The sequence below is a fragment of the Luteimonas galliterrae genome (assembly GCF_023374055.1).
Classification (GTDB): domain Bacteria; phylum Pseudomonadota; class Gammaproteobacteria; order Xanthomonadales; family Xanthomonadaceae; genus Luteimonas_C; species Luteimonas_C galliterrae.
In genome coordinates this window covers 233,068-246,364 of record NZ_JAMBEP010000001.1, presented here as the reverse complement: position 1 = coordinate 246,364, position 13,297 = coordinate 233,068, and the positions used below count along the sequence as shown (strand labels likewise).

17 protein-coding genes are annotated in these 13,297 nt (G+C 64.6%); 10 read left to right on the top strand and 7 right to left on the bottom strand.

Annotated elements, in window-relative coordinates:
• Window positions 1–899: 899 nt before the first annotated feature.
• The 7 genes from M2650_RS01090 (at window position 900) to M2650_RS01060 (ending at window position 4,399) form a co-directional block, all read left to right on the top strand.
• Entirely contained in the window at window positions 900–1,304 is a 405-nt protein-coding gene (locus tag M2650_RS01090) for a hypothetical protein (protein ID WP_249470123.1), read from the top strand.
• Window positions 1,305–1,336: 32 nt separating this feature from the next.
• A complete protein-coding gene (locus tag M2650_RS01085; protein ID WP_249470121.1) occupies window positions 1,337–1,591 on the top strand; it encodes a DUF2164 domain-containing protein in 255 nt (84 codons plus the stop codon).
• Window positions 1,592–1,604: 13 nt separating this feature from the next.
• Window positions 1,605–1,982: a hypothetical protein gene (locus M2650_RS01080; RefSeq protein ID WP_249470119.1), complete on the top strand. Its 378-nt coding sequence runs from the start codon at window positions 1,605–1,607 to the stop codon at window positions 1,980–1,982.
• Window positions 1,967–2,422 (top strand): GNAT family N-acetyltransferase, encoded by a 456-nt coding sequence (locus M2650_RS01075; protein ID WP_249470116.1) that lies wholly within the window; start codon window positions 1,967–1,969, stop codon window positions 2,420–2,422. Before M2650_RS01080 ends, M2650_RS01075 begins: the two co-directional genes overlap by 16 nt.
• A gap of 68 nt (window positions 2,423–2,490) precedes the next feature.
• Window positions 2,491–3,159: a dioxygenase family protein gene (locus tag M2650_RS01070; RefSeq protein ID WP_249470113.1), complete on the top strand. Its 669-nt coding sequence runs from the start codon at window positions 2,491–2,493 to the stop codon at window positions 3,157–3,159.
• 81 nt (window positions 3,160–3,240) lie between these two features.
• Entirely contained in the window at window positions 3,241–3,819 is a 579-nt protein-coding gene (locus tag M2650_RS01065; RefSeq protein WP_249470108.1) for an HD domain-containing protein, read from the top strand.
• 259 nt (window positions 3,820–4,078) lie between these two features.
• A complete protein-coding gene (locus M2650_RS01060) occupies window positions 4,079–4,399 on the top strand; it encodes an NIPSNAP family protein (RefSeq protein ID WP_249470105.1) in 321 nt (106 codons plus the stop codon).
• A gap of 202 nt (window positions 4,400–4,601) precedes the next feature.
• On the opposite strand, the gene rplS is transcribed toward M2650_RS01060, so the two are convergent.
• The 7 genes from rplS to ffh form a co-directional block, all read right to left on the bottom strand.
• Window positions 4,602–5,006, bottom strand: a complete 405-nt coding sequence (gene rplS, locus M2650_RS01055; protein ID WP_249470103.1) for a 50S ribosomal protein L19 — start codon at window positions 5,004–5,006, stop codon at window positions 4,602–4,604.
• Window positions 5,007–5,216: 210 nt separating this feature from the next.
• Window positions 5,217–5,960, bottom strand: a complete 744-nt coding sequence (trmD, locus tag M2650_RS01050) for a tRNA (guanosine(37)-N1)-methyltransferase TrmD (protein ID WP_249470100.1) — start codon at window positions 5,958–5,960, stop codon at window positions 5,217–5,219.
• 120 nt (window positions 5,961–6,080) lie between these two features.
• The gene (gene rimM / locus M2650_RS01045) at window positions 6,081–6,593 is read right to left on the bottom strand and encodes a ribosome maturation factor RimM (RefSeq protein ID WP_249470099.1); all 513 of its coding nucleotides are present in this window, start codon (window positions 6,591–6,593) and stop codon (window positions 6,081–6,083) included.
• 34 nt (window positions 6,594–6,627) lie between these two features.
• Window positions 6,628–6,885, bottom strand: coding sequence for a 30S ribosomal protein S16 (gene rpsP, locus M2650_RS01040; protein WP_137265874.1), 258 nt, complete (start codon window positions 6,883–6,885; stop codon window positions 6,628–6,630).
• 103 nt (window positions 6,886–6,988) lie between these two features.
• The gene (locus M2650_RS01035; protein WP_249470097.1) at window positions 6,989–8,068 is read right to left on the bottom strand and encodes an NAD(P)H-dependent flavin oxidoreductase; all 1,080 of its coding nucleotides are present in this window, start codon (window positions 8,066–8,068) and stop codon (window positions 6,989–6,991) included.
• A 4-nt stretch (window positions 8,069–8,072) separates the two neighbouring features.
• Window positions 8,073–8,483, bottom strand: a complete 411-nt coding sequence (locus M2650_RS01030; protein WP_249470095.1) for a GFA family protein — start codon at window positions 8,481–8,483, stop codon at window positions 8,073–8,075.
• Window positions 8,484–8,618: 135 nt separating this feature from the next.
• The gene (gene ffh / locus M2650_RS01025) at window positions 8,619–9,983 is read right to left on the bottom strand and encodes a signal recognition particle protein (protein ID WP_249470093.1); all 1,365 of its coding nucleotides are present in this window, start codon (window positions 9,981–9,983) and stop codon (window positions 8,619–8,621) included.
• A 189-nt stretch (window positions 9,984–10,172) separates the two neighbouring features.
• Here ffh and M2650_RS01020 point away from each other — a divergent pair, with 189 nt between their 5' ends.
• From M2650_RS01020 to M2650_RS01010, 3 genes are all read left to right on the top strand, one after another.
• Window positions 10,173–10,961 (top strand): cytochrome C assembly family protein, encoded by a 789-nt coding sequence (locus M2650_RS01020; RefSeq protein WP_249470090.1) that lies wholly within the window; start codon window positions 10,173–10,175, stop codon window positions 10,959–10,961.
• Window positions 10,962–11,348: 387 nt separating this feature from the next.
• Window positions 11,349–11,807: a MarR family winged helix-turn-helix transcriptional regulator gene (locus M2650_RS01015; protein ID WP_249470087.1), complete on the top strand. Its 459-nt coding sequence runs from the start codon at window positions 11,349–11,351 to the stop codon at window positions 11,805–11,807.
• A gap of 3 nt (window positions 11,808–11,810) precedes the next feature.
• On the top strand, window positions 11,811–13,283 hold the full coding sequence (locus tag M2650_RS01010) for an efflux transporter outer membrane subunit (RefSeq protein ID WP_249470085.1): 1,473 nt from the start codon (window positions 11,811–11,813) through the stop codon (window positions 13,281–13,283).
• Window positions 13,284–13,297: the final 14 nt, after the last annotated feature.

The window sequence follows — 13,297 nt, the reverse complement described above, 5'->3', positions numbered from 1 at the left end:
CGCCTGTTCCCGCTATCCCAGACTCTGGCCCTGAGGACAGACTTAAAGCGGTCATTGACCGGCTAGAGTACTTCGAGAAACTCGAAACCGAACAGGCTCAGGTGGTCCAGCAACTCGCGGAACAGCTACAGAACATGGGCGCCGTTACCGCCGCCGCTTCAAGTCGTGCAAATGCAGCCTTAGCCTTGGCCGTGGTTGCGTCTGTTGTTGCAGCTGTGTCATTCCTCATCTAGGTCGGCAGACGAGCCATCAGAATTCATTCGAACCGGACTCGCTTCACGAGTCGGCTTATTCAGGCGTCAGGCTCCTTATGAAAGTACTCATGTTGCTGCTAACGGTATTGGCCCAGCTCGTCTTAACGCACGCGGACGCTGGACCCCTTACACCTGAGACTCAACGCCTGACATTAGGTGGGATCGCAATAGGACAGAGCGAGAAGTCCGTTATAGCAATGCTAGGCAAACCCCAGCAACGCAAAGAAGATGGCGGCTTCTTCCTACCCATAACACTTGTCTATCAAGGCCTTGTGGTTTCCCTTGACGAGCAAGGTGTCGGCGGCGTGGTCAGCTCCAGCAAAAGGTTCTGCACTCCAGCAAAGATTTGTCCTGGCATGTCATATGCGCAAGTCGAAAAGGCATATGGCCCCTCCGGCGCGTACCAGCGAGATGGAGCTACCTTTAGAGATTACCTAGGGAACGACGGCTGCTGGCTTCGGTTGAAATTTCATGCCGACACGGTCTCAACTGTGGAGACCACATGCTCGCCATGATGATACTTGACAACTCATTCAAGCCGAACCCGCTTCGCGAGTCGGCCTAATCCAGGCGTTTAGTAGCTATGAATATTTTCGTGGCGCGGCCTAACGATTCCATTCAAGCCTACAACCCAACGGGATTCTCATGTCGACGAAATCCATAACGCGCGCCACAGGTTTCGCGCTTGTACTGACAGTGCTTGTCGTCTCCGCCCAAGCCGTGACGGTACCGGTGATGGTCGGCGAAATTCCCGATATCGATGCTTGCTCAAGCTGGGGCGAGGTATCGGGGCTCAAATACAGCTCGCTCGCCGTGCGATCCGGCCCTGGCACGCAATATGCGCAGACCGACGCGCTGCAAAACGGCCAGGGGCTGTACCTTTGCGATAGCGCGGCCGGCGGCGAATGGCAGGGCGTGGTGTACATGCCCGGAAAGGGGACTCCGCCAGACTGCGGCGTTTCCAACGCGTCAAGCTCGCCCAGGGCTTACACCGGTCCGTGCCGGTCCGGTTGGGTTAGATCGAAATGGGTCAAACTGCTGGCGGGTTGAACACCCGAAACCACGGTCTAGCCGAGGCTGCGATGGCGGAAATCAAATTCACCGAGGACGAGAAAGCGGCTATCGTCCGCAAGATCCAGCTCTACTTCACCGAAGAGCTGAAACAGGACATCGGCCGTTTCGATGCGGAATTCCTGCTCGATTTCTTTTCCGGCGAAATCGGGGCGTATTTCTACAACCGTGGCCTGTACGACGCGCAGGCGATACTGACCGGCAAGATGGACGACCTGACCGAAGCCATCTACCAGCTCGAGCGCCCGACCGAATTCCGGAGATAAGGCGCCCGAATCCATGCGCATCCTGACTTGTGTCCACGACCATGCCGAACTCAGCCGCATCGTCGGCCTGATGCACGAGAAGGGCATCCCCACCTTCACCCGGGACGCCAGCCCGCGTCGAGGGCCGCCGCACTGGATCGTCTTCGTCTGCCTGAATTCGCAAGCCGAAGACGCGGTCCGTATCCTGAAAGACCCCGACCTCATCGCCGCCCGCCCGGTGAACGTCGACACCTTCGAACGCGCCGCTTACACGCGGAATATGGACGTGGCTGGTCAAATGGGGTTCCGTCGCCCTGATCGCCGCCGTACTGTTCTTCGCGTTCGTATTCGTGTCGGCCATCAAAACCCTCCCCGGAAACTAATCACAAGAAATCCATGGAAATCCGCGTAGACGATCTGCAAAGCCCAGAAATCGCACGATTGCTGCAAGAACACTTGCAGGACATGGCCCTGCACTCGCCGCCCGAAAGCATCCATGCGCTCGATCTCGAGGCCCTGCGCAAGCCGGAAATCACCTTCTGGAGCGCCTGGGAAGGCGACGAACTGGTGGGTTGCGGTGCGCTCAAACAGCTCGATGCGCGGCACGGCGAGATCAAATCCATGCGCACTTCGCCGCGCCACCGCGGCAAGGGCGTCGCGGCCGGCATGCTCGAACACATCCTGCAGGAAGCCGCTCGCCGTGGTTACCGCAGGTTGAGCCTGGAAACCGGGTCCATGGCGGCATTCGCGCCGGCGCACAGGCTGTACGCGCGCTACGGTTTCATCGCCTGCGAGCCGTTCGGCGACTACATCGAAGACCCGCACAGCCTCTTCATGACCAAGCAAATCTGACGGGCTGTCCTCACGCATCCTTCTGCCGCGTTGTTCACAGAAGATCCCTGCAACCGCAAGGAGACGCAATGAGCGCACAGGATCGGATCGAGCGGCGGCGCCTGCTGGGTACCGCGGCGACCCTCGGCGGCTTGGCCGTGTTCGGCCATGCCGCGCCATTGCTGGCCCAGAAGATTAGGCGAACGCCGGCCCAGATCCTCGGCCCGTTCTATCCCTTGGTTAAACCCTTGGACCAGGACGCCGACCTGACGATGATCAAGGGCAGACCGGGTCGCGCAGCAGGACAGGCGATCCATGTGATGGGACGCGTCACCGACGCGCAAGGCAGAGCGCTGCCGGGCGTGCGCATCGAAATCTGGCAGGCGAACGCGCACGGCCGTTACACCCATCCCAGCGACAACAATCCCGCGCCGCTGGACCCCCATTTCGAAGGTTATGCGGTGTTGCGGACCGACGCGGAAGGCCGCTACCGGTTCAAGACCATCAAGCCCGGCGCCTATCCCGCCGATGCCGGCGTGATGCGGCCGCCGCATATCCACTTCGACATCGCCGGCCGGGTCAACCGCACCGTCACCCAACTGTACTTTGCGGGCGAGCCCTTGAACGACGATGACGCGCTCTTGCGGACCGTCGGCGCGAACCGGGAGCGGCTGATCGTTTCGCTCGAACCGCCGACGCAAGACCTCGAGCCGGATTCGCTGTTGGCGCGCTGGGATATCGTTCTCGACAAAGGCTAGACATGCCGCCGCTTGCGGCGCGGCATGGGTCACTCGACAATTCGTGCAGCCGACCCGCTTCGGTGCAGTCGATAAGGACCCATGCAGCTGATCATCGATTTCATTCTCGAGCTGGACAAGCTCAAAGGCGTGACCCGCAAGGTCAAGCCGCTCGGCCTGGACCGATACGAGAATTCCGCCGAGCACAGTTGGCAGCTGGCAATGATGGCCGCGTCGCTGGCGCATCATGCGCAAACGCCGGTCAATCTCGACCGGGTGATCCGCATGCTGCTGGTCCACGACATCGGCGAAATCGATACCGGCGATACGATGGCCTTCGTCGAAGGCGGCTGGGAAGAACGCAGGGCGGCCGAGCTGGCGGCGGCGACCAGGATCTTCGGCATGCTGCCGGCGGCGCAGGGCGCGCCGTTGCTGGCGTTGTGGCAGGAGTTCGAAAGCGGCGAAACGCCCGAGGCGCGCTTCGCCAACGCCATGGATCGGGCCATGCCGGTGCTGCTCAACCTGGCCAACGATGGACAGAGCTGGCGCGAGAACGGGATCGGCTACGAGCGCGTAGTGGCACGGGTGCGTGCGCCGATCGAAGCGGGATGCCCCGATCTGTGGAAGCACATCGACGCGGGTTTGCAGGAAGCGCGGCAGCGCGGATGGTTCGGCATATGAGTCTGGGGTTTTCGTAAGAGCGGCTTCTGTGGGAGCGGCTTCAGCCGCGAGCTCTTTCCGCACATTCTCGCGAACCGACAAAAGCTCGCGGCTGAAGCCGCTCCCACAGAAGCCGCTCCCACAGAAGCCGCTCCCACATGAGCTTTGAATCGGATGAGGGCTCAGCACTCGAAACCTTCGCGGCTGAAACCGCTCCCGCGAAGCGCCGCCGGCATTCGCCGGTGATATGTTGCGGCCATCCCGATTGCGCGGAGTCGCCATGGCCGTCACCTGTTTCCTGCGCTACGTCATCGATCCCTACAAGCTCGACGATTTCGAAGCCTATGGCCGGATGTGGATCCGCTTGGTCGGCAAGTTCGGCGGCGACCATCACGGCTACTTCATGCCCTCGGAAGGCACCAATAACGTGGCGCTGGCCATGTTCACCTTCCCGAGTTTCGCGGCCTACGAGCGCTATCGCGAACGAGCCAGAGATGATGCCGAATGCCAGGAAGCCCTGGCATTGGCCGAGCGCACGCGTTGCATCGTGAGCTGGGAGCGTTCGTTCTTCCGGCCCGTGTTTTCGGCGGAAGGCAGGTAACCACTGCTTTTCCTTCTCCCGCCGGGAGAAGGTGCCCGCAGGGCGGATGAGGGTTCGTTGTGTGATTGCCGCACCGCACTCGCGCCGAACCCTCATCCGGCGCTGCGCGCCACCTTCTCCCGGAGGGAGAAGGAAAAGCCGGAGTACGAAACGAAAACGGCCGCCCATGGGGCGGCCGTTCGCGTATCGAATGAGCGAAAGATTACTCGGCGGCAGCGGCCGGCGCGTTCTTGGCCTTGCCGTGGGCGGCCAGATCTTCCTTGATGCGGGCCTTCTTGCCTTCCAGGCCGCGCAGGTAGTACAGCTTGCCGGCGCGGACGGCGCCGCGGCGCTTGACCTGCACCGAGTCGATGGTGGCGCTATGGGTCTGGAAGACGCGCTCGACGCCGTAGCCGTGCGAGATCTTGCGAACGGTGAACGCGGAGTTGAGGCCGGCGTTCTTCTTGCCGATCACTACGCCTTCGTAGGCCTGCACGCGCTCGCGGTTGCCTTCCTTCACTTTGACGTTGACGACGACGGTGTCGCCCGGGCCGAACTCGGGCAGCTTGCGCTGCGCTTGGGCGGCTTCGAATTCCTGCAGCAAGGTGTTGATGGAGGGCTTGTTCATGGCGCGGCCTGCTTGATCTTGGGTTCTGTCGTTATTGTGGATGCCGGGTCGGGCCTGCGGGCAGGCGCCTGGCGGTAGAGCGAAGCCGTGCATTATAGCGGGCTTTTTCCTTGTGTGGCTAGGGTTTACCCGTTTCCCTGGCTTGCCCCGCTTGCTGCCGCGCCGGTGAAGCAGATCCCTCGCTGCGCTCGGGAAGACAGAAATACGGGGTCAGCCGGGGTTTTCCGCCTTAAAGGCGTCCAGTAGCTCGCGGTCGGCCTTGGACAACCCCGCCTCGTCCAGCAGGTCTGGCCGCCTCAGCCAGGTCCGGCCTAGGGCCTGCTGCCGGCGCCAGCGGGCGATCTGCGCATGGTTGCCCGACATCAGCACCTCCGGCACGTTGCCCAGTTCATGTTCGACCGGGCGTGTGTAGTGCGGGCAATCGAGCAGGCCATCGGCCTCGAAGCTGTCCTGGGCGGCGGATTCGGCATCGTTCAGCGCGCCATCCTGCAGCCGGGCGACGGCATCGACCACCACGGCCGCGGCCAGTTCGCCGCCCGACAGCACGTAATCGCCGATCGAGATTTCCTCGTCGACTTCGGCCGCGAGCAGGCGCTCGTCGACGCCTTCGTAGCGACCGCACAACAGAATGAACCGAGATTCGCCGGCCAGTTCACGGACCTTGGCCTGGGTCAGCGGCCTGCCCTGCGGGCTGAGATAAATGACGCGGGCCGGCGCCGGATCGGCCAGGCGCGCGGCGGCCAGGCAGTCGCGCAAGGGGTCGATCATCATCACCATGCCGGGGCCGCCGCCGAACGGGCGGTCGTCGACGCGGCGGTAGCTGCCCTCGGCATGGTCGCGCGGATTCCAGCCGTGCAGCGCCAGCAGGCCGCGTTCCTGCGCGCGGCCGACCACGCCGTGGCGGGCGATCTGGCTCACGAACTCGGGGAACAGGCTGACGATGTCGATGCGCATGTTCTTTCGCCTTCGCTTTTTGTTCTTTGTAGGAGCGGCTTTAGCCGCGAGCTCTTTAGTCGTACCGCAGCGATCTGCAGGAAAGAGCTCGCGGCTAAAGCCGCTCCTACAAAAGCAAAATCAGAAATCGGCGTCCCAATCGACGGTGATCAGCTGTGCGTCGAAATCGATCGACACGATGTAATCGGGCATCGCGAACGGAACCATGCGTTCGCGATCGCCCTGCACCACCAGCACATCGTTGGCGCCGGTCGAAAACAGATGCGAAACGCGGCCGAATTCGACGCCTTCGGCATTCACCACGCGCAGGCCTTCCAGGTCGATCCAGTAGTACTCGCCGGGCTTGGACGGCGGCAAGGCCGAACGCGGTACCCAGACTTCGGTGCCGCGCAGCGCTTCGGCCGTATCGCGATCGGAGACGTCGGGCAGCGTGGCGACCACGCCTTTGGGCGTATCGCGGCCGCGCGCGCCGTCGAAGCTGCGTTCGCGTCCCTGCGCATCGCGCAAGGTCCAGGGTTGATAGCGGAAGATCGCGGCCTTGGGCTCGGTGAACGAGTCGAGCTTGAGCTCGCCGCGCACGCCGAAAGCGCCGACGATCCTGCCCAACAGGACGCGGCGCTCGTGTTCGCTCATGACGCGTCGGCCGCGCGAGGCACGGCCGCGAGGATCAGGCCGAAGCCTGGACCTTGGCCGCTTCCTTGTACAGGTTGCGGACCTTGTCGGTCATCTGCGCGCCCTTGCCGATCCAATGTTCGACGCGAGCGGTGTCCAGCTCGACGCGCTTCTCATTGCCGGAGGCGATCGGGTTGAAATAACCCAGGCGCTCGATGTTGCGGCCATCGCGCGCAGCGCGCTGGTCGGTGACGATGATGTGGTAGAAGGGGCGCTTCTTCGCGCCGCCACGGGTGAGACGGATCTTGACCATGAACGGTGTTTCCTGTGTTGCCCAGTCGCCAGGGAGCGGCGAGGTAAGCCGGCGATTGTAAGCCATTGAAGCGGCCGAGGAAACTCCCGGTCCATTCGCCCTTTCAGGCGTCCGGAATCAGCGACTGGGCCGCCTCCCACCAGTCCGCGACGCATTCCGCCGCGGGTTTGGCCGGGGCCAGCCAGGCCGATTGACCGGCCCAGGCCTGGATCCGGGCCAGGTCGTCGTCCCGCCCGCCCTGTTGGCGCATGGCCGCAGTCAGGCCGCGCTGGACCGGATAAGCGACCGGCGACGGTGCGCCCGGCTCGACCACGGCCCTTACATATTCGGTAGCCAACGAGCGGCCCAGCCGGCCCGAGAACGCACGCGTCGGCCAGGTATTTTCTGGCTCAGCCACGGCCAACGCGCTCGCCCAGCTCGGTGCGATTCCCGCTTCCGGGCAGCGCAGGAACCCAGTGCCGATCTGCACCGCGCTCGCGCCCAGCGTCAACGCCGCGGCGATGCCGCGACCGTCGGCGATGCCGCCCGAAGCGATCACCGGGATCCGCAATCGGTCGGCCAACCGCGGCAGCAGCGCGAACAGGCCCACCGATTGCCGCTCCGCTTCTTGAGCGCGGAACGCACCGCGATGGCCGCCGGCTTCGAAGCTCTGCGCGATCACCGCATCCGCGCCGGCCGCTTCCGCAGCCAACGCTTCGCCCAATGTCGTCGCGGTGGCGAACCAGGCGATGCCGGCCTCGCGCAATCGCGCCGCGTAACCGGGCGCGAACACGCCCATGATCGACGAGGCCACTTGCGGCCGCGCGGCGATCAGCGCTTCGCATTGCGCATCGAAATCGTAGGGCTTCGCATCACCTGCGGTAGCTTCGACTGCGGGCCCCCACGCCGCGAGGAATTCGCGCATCGCGGCTTCGGCTTCCGCATCGCGACGCGGCGGCGGATCAGGAATCCAAAGATTGGCTTGTACCGGCGCATCGGTGGCCGCACGGTAATCGCGCAACCATTGTTCGATCTCGCCCGGCGTCGACATCAGCGCACCTAGCGCGCCCATGCCGCCGGCCTTGCCGACCGCGACCGACAAGCCCACCGGACTGACGCCGGCCATCGGCGCAAGCAGAATCGGCAAACGCAAACCGTAGCGCCCGCAGAAAGCGTCGATGCGATCGCGGACGTTGCTGCTCACCGCATCATTCCATCGGCGGGAATTCGGGATGGCGCGGCAGGCCATCGGCGAAATCCACCCAGGACAGGTGTTCGTTGTCCCAGTAGTGCAGCGTCGGGCGGATCGCTTCCGGGTCGTCGAGGCTGCCGAGCGAGATATCGATCAGGCCGGGCAGGAAGCTGGCGGTGAAGCTGATCTGGGTGCCGCAGTCGCGGCAGAAGCCGCGTCGCGCATCGGGCGAGGAGGCGTACGGATGCGGTTGTCCCTTGTCGAACGCCACCTGCGATTCGTCGAACATCGCCCATGCCACGGCCGGTGCGGCGTGGGCACGGCGGCACATCGTGCAGTGGCATATGGCGGCGAGCATCGGTTCGCCGGTGATCGAATAGCGTACTGCGCCGCATTGGCATCCGCCTTGCAACACTTCGTCCGTCATTCCTCGCTCCTCAACCGACCCAGCTGGAGGCTTTTGCTCTTCGTAGGAGCGGCTTTAGCCGCGAGCTCTTTCCCTCACGCGATCTGATCGAAAGAGCTCGCGGCTAAAGCCGCTCCTACGAAAAGCGGCACCCGCTTAGCGGAACGGCATCCCGCCGCCGCCCATCATCCCGCGCATGCCGCGCATCATGCCCTTCATGCCGCCGCGGCCCAGCTTGCCCATCATCTTTTCCATCTGCTGGTATTGCTTGAGCAGACGGTTGACGTCGGCCGGCGTGGTGCCCGAGCCCTTCGCGATGCGCGCGCGGCGCGAGCCGTTGAGCAATTGCGGATTGCGGCGCTCTTTCTTGGTCATCGAACCGATGATCGCGATCATGCGCGGCATTTCCTTGCCGGTGACCTGGTTCTTGACCGCGTCCGGGATCTGGCCCATGCCCGGCAACTTGTCCATCAAACCGGACAGGCCGCCCATGTTCTGCATCTGCTCCAGCTGGTCGCGCATGTCGTTCAAGTCGAACTTCTTGCCCTTGGCGACTTTCTCGGCGAGTTTCTGCGCCTTGTCCTTGTCGACCTGCTGCTCGACCTGCTCGACCAGCGACAGCACGTCGCCCATGTCCAGGATGCGGCTGGCGACGCGGTCGGGATGGAACACGTCCAGGCCATCGGGCTTTTCGCCGACGCCGACGAACTTGATCGGCTTGCCGGTGACGTAGCGCACGCTCAGCGCCGCGCCGCCGCGCGCGTCGCCGTCGGTCTTGGTCAGCACCACGCCGGTCAGCGGCAGGGCTTCGCCGAAATGCTTGGCGGTGGTCGCCGCGTCCTGGCCGGTCATCGAGTCGACCACGAACAGGGTCTCGACCGGATTCACCGCGGCATGCAGCGCCTTGATCTCGGCCATCATCGCTTCGTCGATGGCGAGGCGGCCGGCGGTGTCGACGATCAGCACGTCGGCGTAGGATTTCTTGGCGTCGTCGATGGCGGCACGGACGATGGCTTCGGGCTTCTGCGACGCGTCCGACGGGAAGAACAGCACGTCCACCTGCTGCGCCAACGTCTTCAGCTGTTCGATGGCGGCCGGACGGTAGACGTCGGCGCTGACCACCATCACCTTCTTCTTGCGCTTTTCCTTCAGGTGCTTGGCGAGCTTGGCCACGGTGGTGGTCTTGCCCGCGCCCTGCAGGCCGGCCATCAGGATCACCGCCGGCGCCGGCACGTTGAGGTTCAGGTCGCTGGCGGCCGAGCCCATCACGTTGGTCAGCTCGTCGCGCACGACCTTGATCAGCGCTTGGCCTGGGGTGAGGCTCTTGAGCACTTCCTGGCCGACCGCGCGCACCTTGATGCGTTCGATCAGCGCCTGCACGACCGGCAGCGCCACGTCCGCCTCGAGCAAGGCGATGCGCACTTCGCGGGTCGCTTCGCGGATGTTCTCCTCGGTCAGCCGGCCGCGCCCGCGCAGGCGTTCGATGGTGCCGGACAGGCGTTGGGTGAGGGATTCGAACATGGGTTCATGCGCACGCGGACAGGGACGCGAATTATAGCCCGTGGCCCTGCCGGGGCTTTTTTGTGGGAGCGGCTTCAGCCGCGAGCTCTTCGCATGGGGTCGTGTTCCACGGATGCCGAAAAGCTCGCGGCTGAAGCCGCTCCCACAAAAGCCGACGCCACAAAGCCCGCCTTGTGCGACACTGCGCCGATGACAATCGTTCTCATCGCCGCCCTGCTCTATCTCGCCGCCGCCGGCCTGCTGGTCGGGGCCGTGGTCCGCGACGAGGGCCGGATTTCCGCGGGCTGGCTATTGCCGGCGCTGCCGGCGGTCGTCCTGCACGCGATCGTCCACATCCTCGGCTGGCGCCAAAGCGGCGGCACGGACCTGCATTTCTTCGCGGCACTGTCCCTGGTCGGCCTGGGCATGGCGGCCTTAACCGCCGCGTTCGGCGCGACCGGGCGGATGGCGGCGCTGGGTGTGATCGTCTTCCCGGTCGCAGCCGCTTCATTGCTGGCCTATGCCGGGTATGGCCACGTGCATGGCGAAGCGCTCGACTGGCGCCTGCAACTGCACGCCTGGTGCGCCCTGCTCGCCTACGCCACGCTCGCGGTCGCGGCCTTGCTGGCGATCATGTTGTGGACGCAAGAGCGCGCGCTGCGCCGGCGCGAATTCCGAGGTTGGTTGCGTGCATTGCCGCCGCTGACCGAATTGGAATCGCTGCTGTTCCGCACCATCGCGGTCGGCTTCATCCTGCTCACCGCCACGCTGCTGACCGGGATGCTGTTCGTCGAGAACCTGTTCGCGCAGCACCTGGTGCACAAGACCGTGTTGAGCGTGCTGTCCTGGCTGGCCTTCGGCGCTTTGTTGCTGGGCCGCTGGCGCTACGGCTGGCGCGGCGCCGTCGCGGTGCGCTGGACGCTTGCCGCGATGGCCTTGCTGATCCTGGCGTTCTTCGGCAGCAAGTTCGTGCTGGAGCTGCTGCTCAAGCGCGTCTGATCCTCGCAAGACGCGACGGCTCTTCGTAAGAGCGGCTTCAGCCGCGAGCTTTTGATCTTTGCTGTCACCCCGAGCGAAGCGAGGGACATGCTCTTCGCCACGTATAGGCAAGCCCCTCGCTTCGCTCGGGACGACAGCCGTAAAACTCGAGGTCGAAGCCGCTCCTACGACGCAGTGTTCGGGCCCAAGAGCGTGCGTAATGAATTCGCACCTACAAAGCGGTTTCGTCAGCCAATGGACAGTGTGTCAATCTCGAGTCGGGCCGCGGCTAGGTAAGTTTAATTAACTGTTTGATTTTATTAGATATAGCGAGTTGAACTCGATGTTCTATTGCTGAAACAATAATTGCATTGACAAATATTGTTAGGGGTAGCAATATGCCGCCCCATGAAAACGACCCCGTCCAACGCAGCCTGCAGCGGATCCACGCTCGGCCTGCTGATCCGCCAGGTCCGCGACAACCTTTGGGCGCGGATGGAAGACGAGCTCGCCAAGGCCGGCCATGACCTGACCTTCAGCCAGTACGTCACGATCAAAAAGCTGGCCGACGGCATCGCCAGCGTGACCGACCTGGCTCGCGCCGCGGAGCTGAATCCCGGCGCGATGACCCGCTTGTTGGACAAGCTCGAAGCCAAAGGCCTGATCGTGCGCGTCGACGATCCCGCCGATCGCCGCGCCTTGCACATCCATCTGACCGATGCCGGCGCCGTCATCTGGCGCGACATCAACGAATGCGGGATGCGAGTGCGCGAACGTGCCATGTCCGGCATGAACGACGCCGAGCGCGAACAACTCACGCTCCTACTCGAACGAGTACGCGACAACCTTTCCCTATCGGGTGATTGATCCATGTCCCGCACCGCCCCCCAATCCCGCCGCGCCTTGCCGGCGATTGCGCTCCTCGTTTCCGCGCTGCTCCTTGCCGGCTGCGCGAGCACGCGCGGCCTGGCGCCGGAAGGCCGCCCCACCGATGCCGACACCCTGGCTGCATCGCGCAGCTTCGGCGAATACAAGCTCAGCGATGCCGCCTTCCCCAAACAGGATTGGTGGACCGCGCTCGGCGATCCGCAACTCGATGCGCTGATCCGCGAAGCTTTGCAAGGCACGCCGACCTTGGCGGCGGCCGATGCGCGCCTGCGCCAGGCGCAAGCGCAAGCCGGCCTGGCCGACGCCGCGCGCAAGCCCACGCTCGGCGCGAGCGCGCAGTACACCGGCGTACAGGCGCCCGAAACGCTGGTGCCGCCGCCGATCGGCGGCGACCTGCAAGCCAGCACGGTGCTGATGCTCGACTTCAAATGGTCGCCCGATCTTTGGGGCGGCCATCGCGCGCAGTACGAAGCCGCCGTGGGCCAGGCGCGCGCCGCCGAGGTGGATGCGCAGGCGGCAAGGCTGGCGCTTTCTTCGAACATCGCACGCGCTTATGTGTCGTTGTCGCAGGCTTACGCCGCGCTCGACGTCGCCAAGAACGAAGAGCGGCGCTCATCGCGCCTGTCCGGCCTCAGCCAACAGCGCGTCGATGCGGGACTCGACAACGACCTGCAACTGCGCCAGGCCGAAAGCGCGATCGCCAGCGCCCAACAGCAGGCGCAGGCCGCGCAGCAGCAGATCGACGCGCTGCGCAATGCGCTGGCCGCGATGCTGGGCAAGGGCCCGGACCGCGGCCTGGATATCGCGCCGCCGAAACTGCTGGCCGCGCCCGCGCCTGCCGTGCCGGACGTATTGCCCAGCGAACTGCTCGGCCATCGCGCCGACGTCGTTGCCGCACGCTGGCGGGTGGAAGCGGCGAGCCGCGGCATCGATGCGAGCAAGGCCGCGTTCAAGCCCAGCGTCAATCTCAATGCGCTGGTCGGCCTGGCGTCTTCCGGCTTGTCCGACCTGTTCGGCGGCGACGCGCTGCTCGGTTTCGGCGGCCCGGCGATCAGCCTGCCGATCTTCGACGGCGGCCGCCTGCGCAGCACGCTCGCCAAAAGCGACGCCGATTACGACCTGGCCGTGGCCGACTACAACCAAACGCTGGTGATGGCGCTGCGCGAAGTCACCGACGCGCTGCAGGCCGCGCGGTCGCTGGACGCGCAGATCGCCGCCGCCAACCGCGCGCGCGACGCCTCGAAATCCGCGTTGCAAGTCGCCGACGCGCGTTACCGCGCCGGCCTGGGCACGCAGCTCGACGTGCTGTCCGTGCAGCGTCCCTTGCTGCAGCTCGAACAACAATTGACCGCGCTGCAGGCGCAGCGCTACGCGGCGACGGTCGACCTCGATCGCGCGCTCGGCGGCGGTCTGGCGCTGAATGCGCCGCCATCCGCCCGCACCGCTTCCCAATAATCGATTCGTTTTTA

Excerpts from the sequence above, each read along its gene's own strand:
- M2650_RS01090 (WP_249470123.1), top strand. The coding sequence starts at position 900 with ATGTCGACGAAATCCATAACGCGCGCCACAGGTTTCGCGCTTGTACTG.
- M2650_RS01085 (WP_249470121.1), top strand. The coding sequence starts at position 1,337 with ATGGCGGAAATCAAATTCACCGAGGACGAGAAAGCGGCTATCGTCCGC.
- M2650_RS01080 (WP_249470119.1), top strand. The coding sequence starts at position 1,605 with ATGCGCATCCTGACTTGTGTCCACGACCATGCCGAACTCAGCCGCATC.
- M2650_RS01075 (WP_249470116.1), top strand. The coding sequence starts at position 1,967 with ATGGAAATCCGCGTAGACGATCTGCAAAGCCCAGAAATCGCACGATTG.
- M2650_RS01070 (WP_249470113.1), top strand. The coding sequence starts at position 2,491 with ATGAGCGCACAGGATCGGATCGAGCGGCGGCGCCTGCTGGGTACCGCG.
- M2650_RS01065 (WP_249470108.1), top strand. The coding sequence starts at position 3,241 with ATGCAGCTGATCATCGATTTCATTCTCGAGCTGGACAAGCTCAAAGGC.
- M2650_RS01060 (WP_249470105.1), top strand. The coding sequence starts at position 4,079 with ATGGCCGTCACCTGTTTCCTGCGCTACGTCATCGATCCCTACAAGCTC.
- rplS (WP_249470103.1), bottom strand. The coding sequence starts at position 5,006 with ATGAACAAGCCCTCCATCAACACCTTGCTGCAGGAATTCGAAGCCGCC.
- trmD (WP_249470100.1), bottom strand. The coding sequence starts at position 5,960 with ATGCGCATCGACATCGTCAGCCTGTTCCCCGAGTTCGTGAGCCAGATC.
- rimM (WP_249470099.1), bottom strand. The coding sequence starts at position 6,593 with ATGAGCGAACACGAGCGCCGCGTCCTGTTGGGCAGGATCGTCGGCGCT.
- rpsP (WP_137265874.1), bottom strand. The coding sequence starts at position 6,885 with ATGGTCAAGATCCGTCTCACCCGTGGCGGCGCGAAGAAGCGCCCCTTC.
- M2650_RS01030 (WP_249470095.1), bottom strand. The coding sequence starts at position 8,483 with ATGACGGACGAAGTGTTGCAAGGCGGATGCCAATGCGGCGCAGTACGC.
- ffh (WP_249470093.1), bottom strand. The coding sequence starts at position 9,983 with ATGTTCGAATCCCTCACCCAACGCCTGTCCGGCACCATCGAACGCCTG.
- M2650_RS01020 (WP_249470090.1), top strand. The coding sequence starts at position 10,173 with ATGACAATCGTTCTCATCGCCGCCCTGCTCTATCTCGCCGCCGCCGGC.
- M2650_RS01015 (WP_249470087.1), top strand. The coding sequence starts at position 11,349 with ATGAAAACGACCCCGTCCAACGCAGCCTGCAGCGGATCCACGCTCGGC.
- M2650_RS01010 (WP_249470085.1), top strand. The coding sequence starts at position 11,811 with ATGTCCCGCACCGCCCCCCAATCCCGCCGCGCCTTGCCGGCGATTGCG.